Raw genomic sequence first — 20,378 nt, 5'->3', positions numbered from 1 at the left:
CGGCATGTTCTGTGCCTGTGTATCTCTTTGCCACCTAGCCGGGAAAAAGGCGGCATCTGAAGCGCCGCCACTATCCTTAAGCCTGCTTTGGCTGACCATTTGATGCCGTAATGCCGCCATCAACCGGTAGATTCACGCCGGTGATGTAGCGCGCATCATCGCTGGCGATAAATGCAATAGCGCTGGCAATATCTTCTGGCTCGCCCGCGCGTCTTAAGGGAATACGATCATAAAATTTGTTCAGTAATTCCTGATCGTCTTTCATATCTTCGGTTAAATCAGTCAACGTAAATCCGGGGCAAATAGCGTTCACGCGTACATTGTCTGCGCCGTAATCCATTGCCAGCGATCGGGTAAAGTTGGTTACCGCGCCTTTCGCCGCATTATAGACACTCATTCCCCAATCACCGCCTAATCCTGAAACAGAGGAGATATTGACGATATTGCCTTTAGTCTTTAATAACGCCGGGACAAAATAGTGCACACAGTGGAATACGCCATCCAGATCGACTTTCATCAATTTTTTCCAGTCGTCGAGTTCAATTTCATGGATGCGACCTTGCACTACCACGCCGGCGTTGTTAACTAAAACATCAACGCGACCATATTTATCCTGTACGCTTTCCGCCAGGCTTTTTACCTGTTCAGCCTCAGAAACATCACAAGGCACCACAAGGTGATCTCCCTTGCTTAACGATGCCAGTGTGGTTTCAAGTTTATTCTCAGTGCGACCGACTAAAACGACAGAAGCCCCTTCGTCAGCAAAACGTTTAGCGGCGGCTTCACCGATGCCGGAACCTGCGCCAGTGATCACAACGACTTTTCCTGTAAATCTGGACATGTTGCCTCCTTACTGATGGCGTTACTTTTGGCGTTAAACATACGAGGATCAAGCCTGGCATTCATGCCGTGGAGTTCAAGCGAAGCAGAAAATGTAGCCGTAACATTTTGTGTTTGAATACTCAGCCTGTTCGCTATAAAGCTGATGAGCTGCAGAAATAGGCTTTTTTATAACAGCGCTAAACGTCAGCGATTGAATCCACCACAGAGAAAATAAATTCCATTAATGATCAATCGACTACCTCAAAATCTTAGCGTCTCGCTTGATCATATCAATCGATTGCGATTACTGTGTTTATATACAGCTAAATTGTGAGGGATAATGATGAGCAGAAGAGACGACATTGAGTCAGCGTTTCGGGCAGCCATTGAGATAGATGCGCGTGGACGACAGATTGTGACAACTGATGAGTTTTGCCGACAGCTTGCAAAGCGCAACCACAGCTGGAGCCACGGTGAGTGCAACAAATGGATTGAGTATTATCAAAGTGGTTTTAAAGATCTCACGCCTTATGAAAACGTCCACCGTATATTTGCGCTGCGTAATATGGCTTACGTGAGGTGATCGATGGCATTCGAATCACCGGCACAGGATTATATCGAGAGTCGCCTTAATCTTAATGCTTTGTTTATTCCGCATCCTGAAAATACCTTCAGAGTCGATACCTGTAATGGTTTTGTGTTGATAGATCGTGCCGCGGCTCTCCGCGCAGGTGACATGATCGCTTTCCAATATGATGGTCATTCGATGCTGGGAAAAATAGATCACGACAGGATCACGCCTGTTGAAGGCGAAGCCATCCAGGGCGAGGCGCTTGAAGCTGTAATTGTTCTGGGAAAAATGTGTTGCGAAGTGCTGAAGGTGTTTGAGCCAGATGTGCCGATTTAGCGGTAAATAAAGTCATCAGCATCATGTCCTACGGATGCGCATTCATGTCCATAAATGGTCTCGACATGGCTGTGACAGACTGAGATGCTCTGTTGAAAATAAACAGGGGAATTTTACATGCTTGAACTGCGACCTAACTGCGAACATTGTGATACCGACTTACCAGCCGAATCGCGTGAAGCGCTGATCTGCTCGTTTGAATGCACTTTCTGCACGGCCTGCGCTGAGCAACACTTGCAGCATATCTGTCCGAACTGTGGCGGCGAACTGGTGCGGCGCCCGATCCGACCCGCTGAAAAGTTAATAAAATATCCTGCAAAAACGCGGTAATGAAAACAGGCTGATTTAGAAAGATGTGAGTGATAGTTAATATCATTCAACCTGTTTGCCCGGTGTTGTTTGGCCGGTATTGTTTGGCAGGTATTGTGCCGATAAAATCCTGTTGTCCCTTAAAATCGCGAACACCTTTGATGAGTGCCGAAGATAAGCGCCGGAAGGGGCATCACACAAAAGCTGCTGTCTTGAGTGATGATCTCTATTTGGCAAAGCGCTTAACCGAAAACACGCTTAACGCGGTTCATGTGCAGCCAGCAGAAACAGCATGGGACGCTCTCGCTCTTCAGCTAAAGCAGGATTAATCGCAATCTGCTCATCAGTCGGGCCCCATTCATTAAGATGATCAATGATGAAACCGTGGGCAATCAACGCATTGATCCAGCTTGAAAGCTTACGATGCTGCTTTTTCACCCCTTCAGCAAACCAATGACTAAAACGTTCACCTTCTTGCTGATAATGGTTCACAGGCCAGGATTTTGCTTGCTGCGCATCCTCTATCCAGCCTTGCTGATGAGGTGCTGTATAAATGGGATGTTCGCAGGAAAACAGCAGTTTTCCACCCGGTTTCAAGGCTGTAAAAAGCATGGAAAACAGCCCATCAATATTTTCCAGATAATGCAGCGCCAGTGAACTGTAAGCCAGATCGTAATGTGCACCGGGAAGTTGCAATGTTTCCAAATCGACACGCTGATAAACGATGCGTTCGGCATCGCCCAATGAGTGAGCCTTCTCCAACATTTTTTCTGAAACATCCAATCCCAACACGCTCGCTGCGCCTTGTTCAATCGCATAACGGCAAAACCAGCCGTAGCCGCAACCCAAATCAACCACCTTTTTATCGTGTAGCGTTGGAAGCAGTGCACGCAACGCGGGCCATTCTGGTGCGCCATCCAAACCCTTTACTGATCGATCCAGCGTGGCGTAACCGGAAAAAAACTGCGGATCGTCATAAATATTTTGGCTCATTGAACACTCCTTTTTTGCAGAGCAAAGAAGTGTAGGGCGATCAACGCTGGGTTAACAGGGCTGACATTGAGCGCGATCACAGCGTCTATAATTTTAATTATCTGCATTTCACGTTTTCAGCCCAGGGTTAAACGATGAATTATCAATATCTGAACGGTGAGAACTGGCAAAAGATTTGGATCGTGGGTGACTTGCACGGATGCCGTAGCCAACTCGATACCTTATTACAGGCACATGACTTCGATAAGCAGCAAGATTTGTTGATTTCTGTGGGTGATTTGATTGATCGCGGCCCTGACAGCTTAGGCTGCTTAGCGCTACTTGAAGAGCCGTGGTTCCGTTGCGTACGGGGAAATCATGAAGAAATGGCGCTTAATGCGTTACAGGGTCACGAATCGCAGTTATGGGAGATGAACGGCGGTGGATGGTTTTGGCAGTTAAAAGGCGCAGAAGTAATTACTGCGCGACATGCCCTTAATCGATTAAAAGAGATACCGCTGATACTGCATCTGCAGCTTGAAGAGCAGATTGTGGTGGTTGCGCATGCCGATTATCCAGCGGAACATTATGCCTGGGAGCAGGCGGTAAACTGGCATGACGTGGTGTGGAGCCGCAGGCGTATTGACGGTTTGCAGCAGGGAAGGCGCGACACAATACCGGGTGCCGATGCCTTCTACTTTGGACATACACCGCTCCAGCACCGGCTCGACGTAGATAATCTTCACTACATCGACACTGGCGCGGTGTTTGGTAACCATCTTACGTTGGTACAGGTGCAGTAATAATCAGCGGAACAGCCGTCCATCACGTACCAATTCTCGTGGGTAACTATTTTTAATGCGGCTACCCACTTTCTTGGCTAAACCCAGTGGTTGCTGCTGATAGGTGACAATCATTTCATCTCGCGTGGGCGCGACTTCAGGATAGACATCGCGACCGTGATACCACTCTTCCGCTTCGGCTGCGCTGAGCTCGAAAGTCTGATTTTCGTCTGGCTGCGCCAGCGCAATCACAGCTTCATGTTGCCAGCGATACCCTTTGGCGAATGTCTCAGCCAGCTTCAGACCAATGCGTGAAAAGCGTACTTTGCCAAGCATGGGCGTAACGTGAGTGGGGAAAAGCCAGATTTCTTTGTCGCGTTGCCAAAGCGTCAGCGATGCGTCCCACGTCAAAGAGACCGCTGCGGCAGCCTGAACGATCTCGCTTTCCAGCTTACGGCTGACATGTGAAAAAGGCAGTTTACCGACTTTATAGGTTGGTTCAGGCATCGGCTCAACAGAAGCCAGCTTGCGCAGACGCGCCACAAAAAAGCCTTCGCTGTCGAATAAGTGTGGGAAGACGTGCAGATAGCCTTCTACCGTCGCGGCCTGAGCTGCGCCCGCGAAAAGATCGTTAAGTGGCGTGATTTCAACGGCATCAGGATAGCGTTCCAGCAGCCAGGCAATGACCTGCTGATTTTCAATCTGATTTAGCGTACAGGTGGAGTAGACCAACGTGCCACCCGGCTTTAAGGCATGGAAAGCGCTATCGATCAAATCGCGTTGCGTTGCAGCAATCTCAGCGGTGCTCTCTAACGACCAGTTCTTCATTGCATCGGCATCTTTACGAATGACGCCTTCACCCGAACAGGGCGCATCAAGCAAAATAGCATCGAACATTTCAGGCAGCGCAGGTCCGAAAACGCGGGCATCGAAATGCGTCAATGCTGTATTACTCACGCCACAACGGCTGATATTAGCGTGCAAGACTTTTACACGACTGGATGAGAATTCATTAGCGAGGATCACGCCGTGATTATTCATTCGCGCTGCGATTTGAGTTGTTTTTGATCCCGGGGCAGCGGCCATGTCCATGACTGTTTCCGCATTGCTGACGGCATCAAACAGCGCTGTCACGGGCAACATCGAGCTGGCTTCCTGAATGTAGAACAGGCCACTCAGATGTTCTGCCACGCTGCCTAAGGGCAAACTTTCATCTTCTCGCGTAATCCAGAATCCTTCATCGCACCAGGGAACCGGCGTTAATTGCCAGTCATAATGGGCGGTTTGGGCCAGGAAATCAGCGACGCTGATCTTCAACGTATTAATGCGAATGCTGCGACGAAGCGGTTGCTGACAAATGGCAACAAATGCCTCGAACGCGGCTTCGTCCGGCAGGTTTTGGCGCATTAAGGTGAGAAAATCGGCGGGTAAAAGCGAAGAAGAGTCCGACACAGGCAATATCCAATAGAAGCAAAGGCGGGAAGTGTATCACGCAGAAATGAAACGGGCAGCCAGGCTGCCCGTTTTGCTTACGGTTGATTGGGATCCGGTATCGCTGTGCCCCAGTTGCGCCACGCTTTCGGCGCTTCATCCTGCAACAGGAAGTGTTTATTCGCCGTGGCCTGCGGAGCCAGCGGCACCGTTGGCGGCGTGGCAAACTGAATGCCGCCGCGAATAAACTGCTGGAACGTCCCCGTTTTCACCACGCCACCGACCAGGCCGAAGTCGAGGTTATAGCCGGAAGCCAGCCAAAACACGGAGTTGTTGCGCACCAGATGTTGATATTTCTTGCTGATGCGCAGAGCGATTTGTACGCGATCGGCCATGTTGCCCAGCGATGTACCGGTCACGGTACCCACTTCTACGCCACGGAACAGCACGGGAGTCCCCAGCGACAACGAGCCCGCTTCAGACGCATCGACATAGATATTCAGACCGTTGAGGTAACGCGAATCGGTGATGGTGCTTTCCTGCAGCTCGAAAATACGTGCGGCATTGCCTTTGCCGGGATCAACGTTAACGTAGGGCTGCAACAAGGTTTCCAGATGATTCACGCCGGTAGCGGAGATCTCTGGAGATACCACCGAGAAGCGGCTACCGTTGCGCGCAAAATCCTGAACGTATTCGGGATAGAGCACCGCTTTTGCAACAACCTGATTGTTGTCTTTACTCAGCGACAGCGATTCAACCTGTCCTACATTAATGCCAAGATAACGAATAGGCATGCCAGCAGACAATTTGCTGCCATCATAGGTGTGCAGGGTAATTTGGCTACCCACCGCACGCGCCGCCGTTTCAGAAGGATAAAGCACGCGTTTAGCGCCTTTATTTGAAACTGCACCACTCATATTATCGAAACTGATCGCACCTTTAAGGGCACGATTAAGTGGCGATGCCTGCACGGTCAACCCGCTGCCGTTGAGCTGGACGCGCGCGCCTCCTTCAGCCCAAAATACGCTTTCATTGGTCAGCAGCTTGCGATATTCAGGCTGGATGTGTACCGCGATTTCAAAAGCATTTGCCCGCGGTGTCACTTTAGTTATTTCACCCACCTGATATTTACGGTAAAGCACCACAGAACCTGCCTGAACGTCCGGCAAGCTGTTCGCCGTTAGCATTAATGTGGTAGACGGGCCATCGCCTGTAATGCCTTCGGCTGCTTTATCTGCATCAGCAAATAGCGGGTAGTTTGCTTTCACATTACCTTGCTTGCCTGGGTCTAAACGGATGCCACCGTCAACCCACTCACGGGCGCTGGCACCGATCACTTGCATACCGTCCAAACCAAATTTCACATCAAGACGACTGTTAACGATAAATTTACTGTCGCCATGTACCAACTGGCGATATTCAGGATTAACGGCAACCACAAAATTAACGCCATTCTCATCCAGACTTCGCGACATCACTTGCCCAATCTGCATGCCGTGCAGCATCAACGGTTGACCGGCGTCGACACCGTAACTTTCTGGTGCGCTTAATTTAACGGTAAGCACGTTCGGTTTTTGCAACAGCGATTCGTTTGCTGGCAGCACGGCAAAATGCTGTTGTGGTTGACCTTCACCGGGAATCAGTTCAAACGTATTGCCGGTTAACAAGCTGCTAAGGCTGGTATCGGTCAGACTAATTTTGGGACTGCGCATTTCAATACGCGTTTCGCTACGCATCAGGCCGACTACCGAAGGATCAATCGTTAATTCGCCGGTGACTTTACCGCCATCTTTCAGATTCAGCTTGGTGAGCGTGCCTACTTCAAGTCCTTGGTACATCAGCGGCGTGCTGCCCGCTTTTAGATTGTTGCCATTTGGCAGATCTAACGAGACGGAAACGCCACGCTGGCTTTGCGCTAAATCGGGATAGAGCTGATAGTTTTGATCGGCTTTGGCGGTTTCAGCACCGTCGGGTGAATCAAACGCAATAGCGCCATTAACCAGCGCTGCCAGGCTCTCAAGCTTCACTTTCGCGCCACTTAAACTGATATCAGCATTGACGCCAGAGACATTCCAGAAACGGCTGGTGGTTTTCACCAAATTATTGAAACGACGATCAATCAGGACATCAATGCTGACGCCATCGGTATCATTATTGATGCTGTAGTCGTAGACCCGTCCTACTGGAATTTTGCGGTAGTAGACCAGCGATCCTGTACTCAGCGCGCCTAAATCGGGTGCATGCAAATGGATCAATAACTCGCCAGTATTAACCCGGTATTTAGGCTGAGTATCCAGTGCAGTGAAATTTTCGCTGGCTTTGCCTTTGCCTGGCATCATGCCTATGTAATTACCCCCAACCAGCGCATCTAAGCCAGAAACCCCCGCCAGCGAAGCTTTCGGCGTGACCAACCAAAATTGCGTATCTTCACGCAGTGCATCGCGCATATCGCTTTTGATGCTGGCCTTGATCTGAATACTGCGATAGTCATCACTCAGATTGATGCCCTGTACGGTGCCCACTTCAACGCCTTGATAACGTATTGGCGTGCGTCCCGGCACGATGCCATCCGCCGTCTGGAAGTTAATTGTGATAGTGGTGCCGCGCTCTTGATAATTTGTCCACAGCAGCCAGCCCGCAATCAACATTGCGATAATCGGCAGCAGCCAAAAAGGCGAAATTTTACGCTTGTTGCGCAGCGTGGCGTTAGTCGGTGTAGTCGGCGTTTCCTGTTGCATGTGCATCCCAGAGCAGGCGGCTGTCTAGCCACTCAACAGACATAATGGTCAGGATCACGGCGGCGCCAAAATATAAAGCGGCCGGTCCCATGGTAAAAGCCAGCAGTTGATCGCGATTGACCAACGACATGGTTAATGAAATGACAAAGAGATCCAGCATTGACCAGCGTCCAACCCAAGTCACTACACGCAGCAAGCGAACGCGCGTTTTCAGGCCTTGTTCACACCGGAAATGAATGCTGAGTAGCAGCGTTAACATCACCAATACTTTGGTAAAAGGCACCAAAATACTGGCAATGAAAACGATGGCGGCGACCGGAATATTGCCGGAGCCTAATGATAAAATACCGGAGAAAATGGTGTCTTCACGCCGCGAACCGTTGAGATAGACCACTGAAATGGGCAGTAAATTGGCGGGAATGAGCAGCACAATGGATGAAATCAGCGCAGCCCAGGATTTTTGCAGGCTGTGACGGCGGCGAAAATCCAGCGGGGTATGACAGCGTGGACAGCGTCCGCGTGCATCGGGGACACCGGTATTGTGGCAATTCAGGCAAACCTGAAGTTTATCACGCGCGGCGTTGCCGGGTTTCTGCGGATAAAAGTGGTCCCATAATTGCTCAATATTAAGGTGAATCAGCGTTATTAAGCTTAAAAGCGTCAACGCAATATAGGCCGCTAAGCCATAGCCCAACTCCAGCGTCGCATAATCCTGAACTTTGATAGAGGCAACGGCAATGCCAATCAAATAGATATCCAGCATTACCCACTCTTTGAGCTTTTCAAGCATCAATAAAACGGGGCGCAGATTCATGCCAAGTTTGTGACCGATACCGAGATAGCAAATACCCGCAACGAGCGTGACAGGCGCGCCAATAGTACAGAACGCCACCATAGAAGCTGTTAACACGTCACCTTGTTGCGTCATCTGCACAACGCCTTCCAGCAGGTTGGCATTGATGCGCATGCCGAGCAGGCGAATATCAACCAGCGGCAGGCTAAAAGCGAAAGGCATCAACACAATCATGGTGGCAGCCATCGCCATTAATCGGGTTATAGACCAGTCGTGCCCGCTCATAATTTGCGCATTGCAGCGAGGGCAATATGCAGACTGGTGCGATTTCACATCCGGTAAGGAAAAAAGGGTATCGCATTGCGGGCAACGCTGATAACGTGCGTGAGGCAATGTCTGGCTGATAGCGTGAATTTTCATAGGGTGATGCAAGTTTCGCTCATCGTGTGTGACACAAATCGGTCGTTAAGACGTTGCCGGTGTGCTGGTTTCGGGCATCACGCTTCGATCCACAGAATGCTAAGGTTATAGCAACTAACGCTATGATTCACCTTGTCGCTCTGGATATTTAGTGCTTATTTTTAACGAGCGAACCTAAACTCGCTCAGTTGTCATTGGTAATGGTTAAATAATGAACAAAAATGCCTTTTACGCCGATTTGAATCGCGATATGCGCGCCTTGCTGGCCGGAGAAACGGCCTTTCTTGCCGCGATGGGTAATTTTAGCGCGCTGTTGTATGAGCGTCTCGATGGCGTGAACTGGGCAGGTTTCTACCTGCTAACGGAAGCTGACACCTTAGTGTTGGGGCCGTTTCAGGGCAAGATTGCCTGTGTACGAATCCCTGTAGGCAAAGGGGTTTGTGGAACTGCACTGGCTGAAGACAAAGTGCAACGCGTTGATGATGTGCATGCATTCCCAGGTCATATCGCCTGTGATGCTGCAAGCAACGCGGAAATTGTGATTCCTCTGAAAGTGAATGGCACTCTGGTTGGTGTCCTTGATATCGACAGTGTTGAATACAATCGCTTTGATAGCGATGACGAAGCGGGGTTAGTCACCCTTACTGATGGGCTTTGCGAAGTGCTTGCGGGCAGCGACTTAGAAAAATATCTGCAGCTGACGCGCAGCTAATCGACTGGATCACATGGCATTTAGCGATGTTGTCATTATAATGTCGCCTGTTCATGCCTGCTCTGGTCGGCAAACCCGTTGTAATCAGGAAATTTCATGGAAAATCAACCTAAGTTGAATAGCAGTAAAGAAGTCATTAGCTTTCTGGCGGAGCGCTTTCCGCACTGCTTTAGCGCTGAAGGCGAAGCGCGTCCGCTCAAAATCGGCATCTTTCAGGATCTGGTAGAGCGTGTTCAGGGCGAAATGGGTCTGAGCAAAACTCAGTTACGCTCTGCGCTGCGTCTTTATACCTCTAGCTGGCGTTATCTGTACGGCATTAAAGCCGGTGCAACGCGTGTTGACCTCGACGGTAACGCCTGTGGCGTATTGGACGAGCAGCATGTAGAGCATGCGCGTAAGCAGCTGGAAGACGCCAAAGCGCGTGTTCAGGCGCAGCGTGAGCAGCAGCGTGCCGCCCGCCGTGAAGCGGGTGAAGGTGAAGAGGGCGCAGCAACACGTCGTCCCCGCAAACCTGCACCTCGCAAGCCCGCTGAAGGCGATGCTGCGCGTAAACCGCGTCCGCAAGCTGAGCGTGCGACAGCTTCACAGAATCGCAAACCGGCGCCACGCCCGGAGCAGCCTAAACCCATCACTGACACCTCAACTTTACAACCCGGCCAGAGTATTAAAGTTAAAGCAGGCAAAAGTGCAATGGACGCTACCGTTCTGGAAGTATCGAAAGACGGCGTTCGGGTACAGCTCGCTTCCGGCATGGCAATGATTGTGCGCGCAGAACACTTACAGTTCTGAAACGGAGGCTGACCCCGGCATGAACACCCTTTTTAAAATTGGACTTATTGCGGGCCTGCTGTTGTCAGGCCCTTCCTTTGGTGCGGAGAACATTACCCGCGCCGACCAGATTCCACAGCTACACGAAGATGCGCAAGATCCCACCGTCAGTGAACGTGTTACCTCACGTTTTACGCGTTCACACTATCGTCAGTTCGATCTGAATCAGGATTTTTCAGCGAAAATTTTTGATCGCTACCTGAATATGCTCGATTACAGCCATAACGTGCTGTTGGCGTCCGATATTGCCCAGTTTGCTAGCAAGAAAACCACGTTGGGCGATGAGCTGAGAAGCGGCAAGCTGGACGTATTTTACGATCTCTATAATCTGGCGCAGAAACGCCGCTTTGAGCGCTATCAATATGCGCTGAGCGTGCTGAACCGCCCAATGAATTTCACTGGCAATGACACCATCGACATTGACCGTGCCAAAGCGCCCTGGCCGAAAGATCAGGCTGAGCTGAATGCGCTCTGGGATGCGAAAGTTAAATACGATGAGTTGAGCCTTAAGCTGGCAGGCAAAGACGACAAAGAGATTCGCGAAGTGCTAACCAAGCGCTATAACTTTGCCATTCGTCGCCTGGCCCAAAGTAACAGTGAAGACGTTTTCCAGCTGGCAATGAACTCTTTTGCTCACGAAATCGATCCGCACACGAACTATTTATCGCCACGCAACACTGAACAGTTCAATACCGAAATGAGCCTTTCACTGGAAGGTATTGGCGCGGTGTTGCAAATGGATGATGATTATACCGTCATTAACTCGATGGTCGCAGGTGGACCCGCAGCGAAAAGCAAATCGATTACGGTGGGCGATCGCATTGTAGGTGTCGGCCAACCAGGCAAGCCAATGGAAGATGTTATTGGCTGGCGTCTGGACGATGTCGTCGCAAAAATCAAAGGTCCGAAAGGCAGTAAAGTTCGCCTTGAAGTGTTACCCGCCGGTAAGGGCACCAAAACCCGCACTGTTACGCTGACGCGCGAAAAGATTCGTCTTGAAGATCGTGCTGTGAAGATGTCGGTGCATAACGTCGGTAAAGAAAAAGTGGGCGTGCTGGATATTCCAGGCTTCTACGTTGGCCTGACTGATGACGTTAAAGTGCAACTGCAAAAACTTCAGAAGCAGAATGTCGACAGTATCGTTATTGACCTGCGTACCAACGGTGGCGGGGCCTTGACGGAAGCCGTTTCATTGTCCGGTTTGTTTATTCCAAGCGGCCCGGTTGTGCAGGTGCGTGACAATAACGGTCGCGTACGTGAAGACAGCGACAACGATGGCGTTGTTTATTATAAAGGCCCATTGGTTGTACTGGTTGATCGCTTCAGTGCTTCCGCTTCTGAGATCTTTGCTGCAGCTATGCAGGATTACGGTCGCGCGCTGATCGTCGGTGAGCCGACCTTCGGTAAAGGCACCGTTCAGCAGTATCGCTCGCTGAACCGTATTTATGATCAAATGTTACGTCCAGAATGGCCAGCGCTGGGTTCAGTGCAGTACACCATTCAGAAGTTCTATCGCATCAATGGCGGAAGTACGCAGCGCAAAGGTGTGACGCCTGATCTGCTGATGCCAACCGGCGTAGAAGCGGCGGAAACCGGCGAGAAATTTGAAGACAACGCATTACCGTGGGATAGCATTAATGCAGCAACCTACGTTAAATCTGGCGATGTTAAGCCGCTGGTTCCGCAATTAACGAAAGATCACGCTGATCGTATCGCTCAGGATCGTGAATTCCAGTACATCATGAAGGATATTGCGCGTTTCAATGCGATGAAGGAGAAACGCAATAGGGTCTCCCTCAATCTTGCTCAACGTGAGAAAGAGAACCATGAAGAAGATGCGTTACGTCTGGAACGAATCAATGCGCGTTATCAGGCTGAAGGCAAGAAACTGCTGAAGAACCTGGACGATTTGCCGAAAGATTACAAAGAGCCCGATCCTTATCTGGACGAGACGGTAAATATTGCCAACGATCTCGCGAAGATGGATAAGGCCCAGCCAGAAGCACAAGCGGCTAGCGCGAAGTAGCCTCTAAGCGTTAATAAAAGCACCGCCTGGCGGTGCTTTTTTTTGTCTGCGATTTGGTATTTTCGGTCACTAATTAGCGTGGCTAAACGAGATGAAATTTTGCGCAGCGGGCAAAACAAGAGTAAATGTAAAGTTATGTCTTTTTAGGCACTTAAACATTAAGGTTGCTTGAAAACCCGCGCAATGCTCATAGGATATGTATCCGCGCATATGCGCGTGAACCACTGAGGAAGATTAACAAATATGATGCGTATTGCTCTTTTCCTGATGACCAACCTGGCTGTGATGTTGGTATTCGGGCTGATTCTCAGCCTGACAGGGATCCAGTCAAGCAGTGTTCAAGGCCTGATGATTATGGCAGGTCTGTTTGGCTTCGGCGGTGCGTTTGTTTCACTGCTGATGTCGAAGTGGATGGCGTTGCGCTCGGTCGGCGGTGAAGTGATTGAACAACCACGCAATGAAACAGAGCGTTGGTTGGTTGATACTATTGGTCGCCAGGCGCAGCAGGCAGGTATTAAGATGCCGCAAGTCGCGATCTATCATGCACCGGATATCAACGCCTTTGCTACCGGCGCACGTCGTGATGCGTCGTTGGTGGCGGTTTCAACCGGTTTACTGCAAAACATGAGCCGTGATGAAGCAGAAGCGGTACTGGCACACGAAGTGTCGCATATTGCCAATGGCGATATGATCACCATGACGCTGATCCAAGGCGTGGTGAACACCTTCGTGATCTTTATTTCACGTATTCTGGCGCAAATCGCGTCTGGCTTTATGTCAGGCAATCGTGACGGAGAAGAGAACAGCAACGGGAATCCGCTGGTCTATTTTGCGGTCGCAACTGTGCTGGAACTGGTGTTTGGTATTCTTGCCAGCATCATTACCATGTGGTTCTCTCGTCATCGTGAATTCCACGCGGATGCGGGCTCGGCCAAACTTGTCGGTCGTGAAAAGATGATTGCTGCACTGCAACGCCTGAAAACCAGCTACGAACCGCAGGAGCCAAGCAGCATGATGGCTTTCTGTATCAACGGTAAAGGCAAGTCGTTCAGTGAGTTATTTATGTCTCACCCGCCGTTGGACAAACGCATTGAAGCGTTACGTAGCGGTCAATATCTGAAGTAATTCGCACTAAATGAAAAGGCGACGGAAACGTCGCCTTTTTTGTGCCTGACGATCAGCGGGTCGCGCGGTCTTGTGTCATGCGCGACAGGCTAATGATTGCCGCTATGCTGGAAAATGCCCCTGCCAACAGCAGCGATGCATGAGTGCCATTATCACCAAACAGGTTAAATAACAGTGCAACCAAGGCCGCTCCCATGCTTTGGCCTAATAATCGTGCCGTGCCCAGCATGCCACTGGCACCGCCGCTGCGATTACCTGGAGCCGAAGTGATAATCGTATGATTATTTGGCGATTGAAACAGACCGAAACCTGCCCCGCACAGCACCATGCGCCAGATGATATCCCAGTCCTGCGGTTGTGAAGGCAACATTGCCAGCAAGAACAAACCCGCCGCGAACACCGCCAAACCAATTCCACCCAATAAGCCTGCATGAAAGCGTTCAATCAAACGCCCCGCAATAGGCGCTAATACCATGGTTGCCAGCGGCCACGGCGTCAATAGCAAGCCCGTTGCCACTTCATCCCGGCCTAAAACGTTTTGTAGGAAAAAGGGCAGTGAAACCATTGCCAACATCTGGGCGCAAAAAGAGCAGACTGACGTGCCCAGCGACAGGCTAAAGATCGGAATGCGCAGCAGATCAACCGGCAGCAACGGTATCGGCATACTCAGTTGGCGACGGATAAAAAACCAGCCGACAATGATCAACGCGATAACTTCGCCAGCCACCAGCAGATGACTCAGTCCCTGCGAAAAGCCGCTTAACGCTGAAATCAGCAGTCCAAAGAACAACGCATTCATGATGGCGCTGGGAATATCGAATTTCTGTGATTTGGTTTTTTGCGTGTTGTCCGGTAAATAACGCAGAGCGAACCACAGCGCAATCAAGCCAAGCGGAATGTTAATCAGGAACAGCCATTTCCAGCTTGCCACCGAAAGTATGGCTGCGGCTACGGTCGGGCCTGCGGCCGTCGAAACTGCCACGATCAGCGAATTGATCGCCATGCCGCGTCCCAGATATCGCTGAGGATAGATGATGCGTATCAGCGCCGTGTTCACGCTCATTAATGCAGCACCACCAAACCCTTGCAGTACGCGAGCAAAGGTTAACATCGTCAACGAAGAGGAGAGGGCGCAAAACAGCGAAGTGGCGATAAACATCGCCAGGCCAACCTGATAAACGCGCCGATAACCCAGCATATCACCCAAAAATGAGAGCGACAGCAGCGAAACGATGATTGCGATTTGATAGGCATTCACAATCCACACGGATTCAGCCGGGCTGGCGTTCAGCTCGCGGGAAATCGTGGGCAAAGCCACATTTGCAATCGCGCCATCCAGCACCGCCATAGTAATGCCTAAGGCGATAGTGAGAATGGCACCATAACGTTGCGGAACCGGTAATCCGTCTTGAGCAAGGGAAGGAGACATAGAGCTGAGTAGCGCCAATAAGTAAAGTAGGTGAATATCATCATGCTAATGAATTCACAGAGCAAAAGCATCGCGTTTACGCATAAATTTTATCTTAAAATATGTCTTGTGACGTAAACGATTGCCGTCGTGCCGGGCATAACTCTATACTGGTCCCTCGTTCCGTTTTTTTTGAAACATATTTGGAAAGGTGCAAGATGTCCTTAGCTGATAACGACAAACAGCCCGATTCGGTCTCCTCGGTACTGAAAGTGTTTGGCATTTTGCAGGCGCTCGGCGAAGAACGCGATCACGGTATTACAGAACTCGCGCAGCGCGTGATGATGTCAAAAAGCACCGTGTACCGCTTCCTCCAAACCATGAAGTCACTCGGTTACGTTACGCAGGAAGGTGAAAGTGAAAAATATTCGCTGACGCTTAAACTGTTCGAGCTGGGAGCCAAAGCGTTGCAAAACGTTGATCTGATCCGCAGTGCTGACGTGCAGATGCGTGAGCTGTCGCGGCTGACGAAAGAGACCATTCATCTCGGTGCGCTGGAAGAAGACAGCATTGTCTACATCCATAAAATCGACTCGCTGTACAACCTGCGTATGTACTCACGCATCGGCCGCCGTAATCCTTTGCATACCACCGCCATTGGCAAAGTGTTATTGGCATGGCGCGATCGCAGTGAAGTAAAAGAGATTTTGAGCGAAGTTGAGTTTAAACGCAGTACGGCCAACACGTTGGTCAGTGCGGAATCTTTGCTTGAGGTTCTGGACCAGGTAAAAGTTCAGGGTTTCGGTGAGGACAATGAAGAGCAGGAAGAGGGTTTACGCTGCATTGCGGTGCCGGTGTTCGATCGTTTTGGCGTCGTGATTGCCGGGCTAAGTATCTCTTTCCCAACGATTCGCTTTTCTGAAGATGCAAAACAGGATTATGTGGCGATGCTGCATCGGGCGGCACGCACGCTTTCTTCTGAAATGGGATATCATCAGTACACATTCTAAAAAAGCGGGCTGATTAGCCCGCTTTTTTAATTAATTATCAACCACTTCACCACTTTTCTTCAGTAGCGGGCAATCTGTAACGCCAACCACACCGCTGTCGGTATGCAGATATTGTGCGGTAATCACGCCACGCGCAGTCAGGTAACTACACTGCAATCCCAGCCCGGCAGCGTTTTTATTACTGCCTGTCAATACACCGTAGCCGGTGAGAAGCATTGCCATCCAGATAACGCCGATCACCACGATCGCCCGAATAAAAAGTTTCATTTTGTCTCCTTGTGATACATAACGCAGCTATCCGCTTATTGCTGCTACTCGTGATAATAACAGCATGCCTCGCTTTTCTCGCTGAATCGATCAGAGATAACTGAAACGGGAAAATCTGCATTGCAGCCGTACCCATTACCATTTGGCCTTGCTACAGGTAGAATGCGCGGTTGAACTGTTCTTTAGCATAAGCAAGGGTAAGACGAGGCCGTTATGAATGATTTAGCCGCAAATTCGGGTCCACTGGTCAGTTATGGCGTATGGATTATTATCCTGATCGTGGCGTTTATCGCCTGGTTTTTCATCAACCGGGCCAGCGTACGTGCCGGTGAGCAGATTGAGCTGTTGCAATCTCTGCTGGAAGAACAAAAAAAGCAAAACACCTTGTTGCGTCGTTTAGTCGATGCTCAACCGGGCGCCGAAGAAAAGAAACATGGGGAAGAACAGGATAAGCGAGATTTTATTCGTCTGATTCCAGAACGTTAATCATTAATGGAGGCTGGATGGCTTGGAAAAATCCCTGGTTTGATGGAAGTAAACCGCACCATACACCTGAAGGCTTTCGCAATCTCGAACCTGATTTGCGCCAGAGCGGTGATTTAAAACGCTGGCGCAAAGAACGCAAAGAACAAGGCCTGCCGCACCCGCCGAAGGCGGGTTATCCCGCTTTTATTGAGCATTGGTGTCATCCCGCAGATTTAAGCGGAGAAGACGATCGCGTTTGGTGGCTGGGTCATGCCGCGTTGTTGCTGCGTCTGAATAAGCACTACATCTTAATCGATCCCGCGTTGTCAAAGCGCGCATCACCTTTTGCTTTTGCCGGGCCGCAGCGGAAAACGCCGTCGCCGCTCGATATCCACCATTTGCCTCGGCTTGATTACGTCTTAATTTCGCATAATCACTACGATCACCTTGATAAACCTACGGTGAAACGTATTGCGCGCCGCTTTCCACAAGCCAGATTTATTGTTCCGCTGGGATTAGCGCGTTGGTGCCATCAGCATGGTTTACGTCATGTCCATCAACTGGACTGGTGGCAGCATACCGAGTTTGCCGGTATCCGCATTGATGCTGTTCCTGCGCGCCACTGGAGCATGCGAACAGTGTATGACCGAAATCGCTCTTTATGGTGTGGATGGGTAATCAGAACGCCAACCCTGCGTTTTTGGTTTTCAGGAGACAGCGGATATTCTGAAAAACTGCCTGAGATAGCCAAACGGCTGGGACCTTTTAATCTTGCAGCGTTGCCTGTGGGTGCTTACGCACCAAAATGGTTCATGGGGGGGCAACACATGGACCCTGATCAGTCTGTGTCACTGTGGCGTGCCATCGGAAAACCTTTGACCATTCCCATTCACTGGGGCGTGTTTGAGTTAGCTGATGAATCACTGGATGAACCCCCCGCAGAGCTCATGCGCGCCCTACAAAGTGCAGGAGAAGATAACACCCGTTTTTCAGCATGGCGAATAGGGGAAAGTCGGGGGCTGGAGAATATCGACCAGGATAAATCCTAAAGCATCAAAATTAAATCGTGTGCAATTTAATTTTGTTCAATATCAATTTTTCACACATTTAGAAAAAATGGTAATAAACAATAGGTGCGCAATTGCTTTTAATTGGGGCAGCTGTAAATCCTCTTTCCTGATTTTGGTGCAATATCATATTAAAAATGTACGGATTAAATAGCGTTGTACAAGATTAACGCTTCGCTTATTCGCAACTCACTTGTAAGTCAGTTTAATTTAACTTTAGCATTGCCATATTAATGAAATATAGTTTTCTTAAGGTTATCCATTGGTTTAGCGCGCTTTAGTTTTGTTCGTGAAGCGTTGGTATCAGCGTTAACTGGCTCTGATGAATAGTGACTATCCTAATTTTCAATAAACGCCGACTCTGTTTTGTACCAAGATGGACAAAGTCTGCGAGCTGTTTGGCAATTATGTGTTAAGCATCAATTGTCGATTAAAAATGGCTTGCCATTAATTTACAGATATGTGATAACAATTCGTAGGTTAACGAGGTACAGTCCTGTTTATGTATGGCATCTTCAGTAAAGAAGTTACGAGTAAAGACGTTGACGTTGAATACCGCTTCCTTGCCGAACCTTAATAAGTGCCTCATTCAGTAATGTCTCTGGTTTCTCTGTAGGTCAGCCTTCGGGCAAAATAAACATTCTAAGGAATTTGCAAAATGGCAAAGATTAAAGGTCAGGTTAAGTGGTTCAACGAGTCTAAAGGTTTTGGCTTCATTACTCCTGCTGACGGCAGCAAAGATGTGTTCGTACACTTCTCTGCTATCCAGGGCAATGGTTTCAAAACCCTGGCTGAAGGCCAGAGCGTTGAGTTCGAAATTCAGGACGGCCAGAAAGGCCCAGCTGCAGTTAACGTAACTGCTATCTAATTTCGTCCACAGACCTGGTGCTTTGCACCGCTGACACGAATCTTAAAGCCCTGACCCATTGGTCGGGGCTTTCTTTTGCTTTCGATGCAGCAGGGTTCAGAGTACACTTCGGCGCGTTATTTTTTTTCCGGAGTGCTTCATGTCGTTGATTTGCCCGCTTTGTCATCTTCCTCTTTTGCTTAACGATCGCAGCTGGCACTGTGAGAATCGTCATCAATTTGATCAGGCAAAAGAGGGCTACGTCAATTTGCTGCCCGTTCAGCATAAAGGGTCGCGCGAACCCGGTGACAGCGCAGAAATGATGCAGGCGCGGCGCGAATTTCTTCAGGCTGGGCATTATCAACCACTACGCGAGCGTGTCGTTGAACTGCTCGCCGGGCATCTTGGTCAGACAAGTGTGCAATTGCTGGATATCGGTTGTGGCGAAGGGTATTACACCGCAGCCATGGCCGCGCATTTCACCGGGCAGGTTTATGGGCTTGATGTAGCGAAAATGGCGATTCGCCTCGCTGCTAAACGCTATCGGGATATCCTGTTCTGCGTTGCGTCCAGTCAGCGATTGCCTTTTGCAGACGCTTCACTCGATGGCATTGTCAGAATTTATGCCCCCTGCAATGAAACTGAGCTGGCACGAGTGATAAAACCGGGCGGCGTTATCCTTACAGTGACGCCAGGCGCGCACCATTTACAGCAACTTAAAGCGCTGATTTATCGAGAAGTACAATTGCATACGCCAGAAGAAAAAGTCTATGCAGGTTTTGAGCAAGCAGCGCAACATTCGCTGCGCTACAGCATGACCTTGAGCGGTGGCGATGCGGCGAAACTTTTACAAATGACGCCGTTTGCCTGGCGTGCGCGGGAAGAGGTTTGGCAAACCCTGCAACAAACCAACACTTTTGAGTGTGATGCCGATTTCACGTTGACGCTCTGGCGCCGAGATTAACGCGCTTCAACTAACGTCTGATAGATGCGTTCCAGATCGTCGAGTTGCTGCACAGCGATTAACAAGCGGCGCTGCTCCAGTTGCATAACCAGAATGCCATCTTCGGAAAGATTGATGCTTTGAATGCGGGTGTAATCAATCCACACGCCCGCGTAAAACAGCCCCTGATTTTTCATGAGCAGTTTCGGCTTACGCAGCCAAAACAACCAAAATGCCAGAAAGCACAACACCAACAGCAGTGTGGTTGTTTGTTGCGGGCCTTGGTGTGAAACATTATTCCACAGCAGAATGAGCAGCAGGCCGATAAAAATCAGGCTGTCTATTTTGTGTCGACGGCGTAAGGAAACGCGCAACAGAGTAGGGCCACGTCGACGCGGTAAAACAGCTTCATCATAAACAGCGAAGATCAGCAGTGCAGCAATACAGAGCACGATGATAGCGTCGGTCAGTGACATTATTCTTCCTCAAACGAAATTATCTCAACC

General features: G+C 49.8%; 22 protein-coding genes. 14 read left to right on the top strand and 8 right to left on the bottom strand.

Translation table 11 applies throughout. The features are described from left to right. Positions 1-76: 76 nt before the first annotated feature. A complete protein-coding gene (locus tag ACF2G4_RS06505; RefSeq protein ID WP_243077778.1) occupies positions 77-841 on the bottom strand; it encodes an SDR family NAD(P)-dependent oxidoreductase in 765 nt (254 codons plus the stop codon). Positions 842-1,162: 321 nt separating this feature from the next. On the opposite strand from ACF2G4_RS06505, the gene ACF2G4_RS06500 reads away from it, so the two are divergent. From ACF2G4_RS06500 to ACF2G4_RS06490, 3 genes are all read left to right on the top strand, one after another. Then, positions 1,163-1,405, top strand: a complete 243-nt coding sequence (locus ACF2G4_RS06500; protein ID WP_243077779.1) for a hypothetical protein — start codon at positions 1,163-1,165, stop codon at positions 1,403-1,405. 3 nt (positions 1,406-1,408) lie between these two features. Continuing rightward, positions 1,409-1,729, top strand: a complete 321-nt coding sequence (locus ACF2G4_RS06495; protein ID WP_215846617.1) for a phage repressor protein — start codon at positions 1,409-1,411, stop codon at positions 1,727-1,729. A 117-nt stretch (positions 1,730-1,846) separates the two neighbouring features. After that, positions 1,847-2,059, top strand: coding sequence for a DUF1272 domain-containing protein (locus tag ACF2G4_RS06490; protein ID WP_243077780.1), 213 nt, complete (start codon positions 1,847-1,849; stop codon positions 2,057-2,059). Positions 2,060-2,296: 237 nt separating this feature from the next. On the opposite strand, the gene ACF2G4_RS06485 is transcribed toward ACF2G4_RS06490, so the two are convergent. Then, on the bottom strand, positions 2,297-3,031 hold the full coding sequence (locus ACF2G4_RS06485; protein ID WP_409075716.1) for a class I SAM-dependent methyltransferase: 735 nt from the start codon (positions 3,029-3,031) through the stop codon (positions 2,297-2,299). 134 nt (positions 3,032-3,165) lie between these two features. Here ACF2G4_RS06485 and ACF2G4_RS06480 point away from each other — a divergent pair, with 134 nt between their 5' ends. Next, positions 3,166-3,813 (top strand): metallophosphoesterase, encoded by a 648-nt coding sequence (locus ACF2G4_RS06480; protein WP_332627069.1) that lies wholly within the window; start codon positions 3,166-3,168, stop codon positions 3,811-3,813. A gap of 3 nt (positions 3,814-3,816) precedes the next feature. Here the strand turns inward: ACF2G4_RS06480 and rsmF are convergent, their stop codons facing one another. From rsmF to yebS, 3 genes are all read right to left on the bottom strand, one after another. Continuing rightward, complete coding sequence (gene rsmF / locus ACF2G4_RS06475; protein ID WP_252515264.1) at positions 3,817-5,250, bottom strand: 16S rRNA (cytosine(1407)-C(5))-methyltransferase RsmF; 1,434 nt, start codon at positions 5,248-5,250, stop codon at positions 3,817-3,819. A 71-nt stretch (positions 5,251-5,321) separates the two neighbouring features. After that, positions 5,322-7,961 (bottom strand): PqiB family protein, encoded by a 2,640-nt coding sequence (locus ACF2G4_RS06470; RefSeq protein ID WP_243077783.1) that lies wholly within the window; start codon positions 7,959-7,961, stop codon positions 5,322-5,324. Further along, a complete protein-coding gene (yebS, locus tag ACF2G4_RS06465; protein WP_243077784.1) occupies positions 7,930-9,174 on the bottom strand; it encodes a membrane integrity lipid transport subunit YebS in 1,245 nt (414 codons plus the stop codon). The genes ACF2G4_RS06470 and yebS overlap by 32 nt, the downstream gene beginning before the upstream one ends. 211 nt (positions 9,175-9,385) lie before the next feature. Between yebS and ACF2G4_RS06460 the strand changes: the two genes are divergently transcribed. The 4 genes from ACF2G4_RS06460 (at position 9,386) to htpX (ending at position 13,865) form a co-directional block, all read left to right on the top strand. After that, positions 9,386-9,886: a GAF domain-containing protein gene (locus tag ACF2G4_RS06460; RefSeq protein ID WP_243077785.1), complete on the top strand. Its 501-nt coding sequence runs from the start codon at positions 9,386-9,388 to the stop codon at positions 9,884-9,886. Between the two features lie 96 nt (positions 9,887-9,982). Then, positions 9,983-10,675, top strand: coding sequence for an RNA chaperone ProQ (gene proQ, locus ACF2G4_RS06455; protein WP_243077786.1), 693 nt, complete (start codon positions 9,983-9,985; stop codon positions 10,673-10,675). 19 nt (positions 10,676-10,694) lie between these two features. Beyond that, positions 10,695-12,740 carry a carboxy terminal-processing peptidase gene (prc, locus tag ACF2G4_RS06450; protein WP_409075715.1) on the top strand — a complete coding sequence of 682 codons (2,046 nt, stop codon included), beginning with the start codon at positions 10,695-10,697 and terminating at the stop codon, positions 12,738-12,740. Positions 12,741-12,983: 243 nt separating this feature from the next. After that, positions 12,984-13,865: a protease HtpX gene (htpX, locus tag ACF2G4_RS06445; RefSeq protein ID WP_215846625.1), complete on the top strand. Its 882-nt coding sequence runs from the start codon at positions 12,984-12,986 to the stop codon at positions 13,863-13,865. A 52-nt stretch (positions 13,866-13,917) separates the two neighbouring features. On the opposite strand, the gene ACF2G4_RS06440 is transcribed toward htpX, so the two are convergent. Continuing rightward, positions 13,918-15,294 (bottom strand): MFS transporter, encoded by a 1,377-nt coding sequence (locus tag ACF2G4_RS06440; protein WP_243077788.1) that lies wholly within the window; start codon positions 15,292-15,294, stop codon positions 13,918-13,920. A 197-nt stretch (positions 15,295-15,491) separates the two neighbouring features. Here ACF2G4_RS06440 and kdgR point away from each other — a divergent pair, with 197 nt between their 5' ends. Continuing rightward, on the top strand, positions 15,492-16,283 hold the full coding sequence (kdgR, locus tag ACF2G4_RS06435) for a DNA-binding transcriptional regulator KdgR (RefSeq protein WP_215846626.1): 792 nt from the start codon (positions 15,492-15,494) through the stop codon (positions 16,281-16,283). Positions 16,284-16,313: 30 nt separating this feature from the next. Here kdgR and ACF2G4_RS06430 read toward each other — a convergent pair whose 3' ends face one another. After that, positions 16,314-16,550, bottom strand: a complete 237-nt coding sequence (locus ACF2G4_RS06430; RefSeq protein ID WP_215846627.1) for a YobH family protein — start codon at positions 16,548-16,550, stop codon at positions 16,314-16,316. A 213-nt stretch (positions 16,551-16,763) separates the two neighbouring features. On the opposite strand from ACF2G4_RS06430, the gene ACF2G4_RS06425 reads away from it, so the two are divergent. The 5 genes from ACF2G4_RS06425 (at position 16,764) to rlmA (ending at position 19,893) form a co-directional block, all read left to right on the top strand. Then, entirely contained in the window at positions 16,764-17,036 is a 273-nt protein-coding gene (locus ACF2G4_RS06425; protein WP_215846628.1) for a YebO family protein, read from the top strand. 17 nt (positions 17,037-17,053) lie between these two features. Next, positions 17,054-18,064 carry an MBL fold metallo-hydrolase gene (locus ACF2G4_RS06420; RefSeq protein WP_409075714.1) on the top strand — a complete coding sequence of 337 codons (1,011 nt, stop codon included), beginning with the start codon at positions 17,054-17,056 and terminating at the stop codon, positions 18,062-18,064. Between the two features lie 520 nt (positions 18,065-18,584). After that, on the top strand, positions 18,585-18,659 hold the full coding sequence (locus ACF2G4_RS06415; RefSeq protein WP_110866451.1) for a DUF2627 domain-containing protein: 75 nt from the start codon (positions 18,585-18,587) through the stop codon (positions 18,657-18,659). A gap of 81 nt (positions 18,660-18,740) precedes the next feature. Further along, complete coding sequence (gene cspE / locus ACF2G4_RS06410; protein WP_003852684.1) at positions 18,741-18,950, top strand: transcription antiterminator/RNA stability regulator CspE; 210 nt, start codon at positions 18,741-18,743, stop codon at positions 18,948-18,950. Between the two features lie 139 nt (positions 18,951-19,089). Further along, complete coding sequence (gene rlmA / locus ACF2G4_RS06405) at positions 19,090-19,893, top strand: 23S rRNA (guanine(745)-N(1))-methyltransferase (RefSeq protein ID WP_243077790.1); 804 nt, start codon at positions 19,090-19,092, stop codon at positions 19,891-19,893. Here the strand turns inward: rlmA and ACF2G4_RS06400 are convergent. After that, positions 19,890-20,348: a DUF986 family protein gene (locus ACF2G4_RS06400; RefSeq protein ID WP_215846630.1), complete on the bottom strand. Its 459-nt coding sequence runs from the start codon at positions 20,346-20,348 to the stop codon at positions 19,890-19,892. The two genes, rlmA and ACF2G4_RS06400, sit on opposite strands and share 4 nt — an antisense overlap. Positions 20,349-20,378 lie beyond the last annotated feature (30 nt).

The organism is Pantoea phytostimulans, assembly GCF_046118715.1.
GTDB classification, from domain to species: domain Bacteria; phylum Pseudomonadota; class Gammaproteobacteria; order Enterobacterales; family Enterobacteriaceae; genus Pantoea; species Pantoea phytostimulans.
The sequence above is the reverse complement of the archived record's forward strand: the minus strand, read 5'-3'. Positions and strand labels throughout refer to the sequence as shown.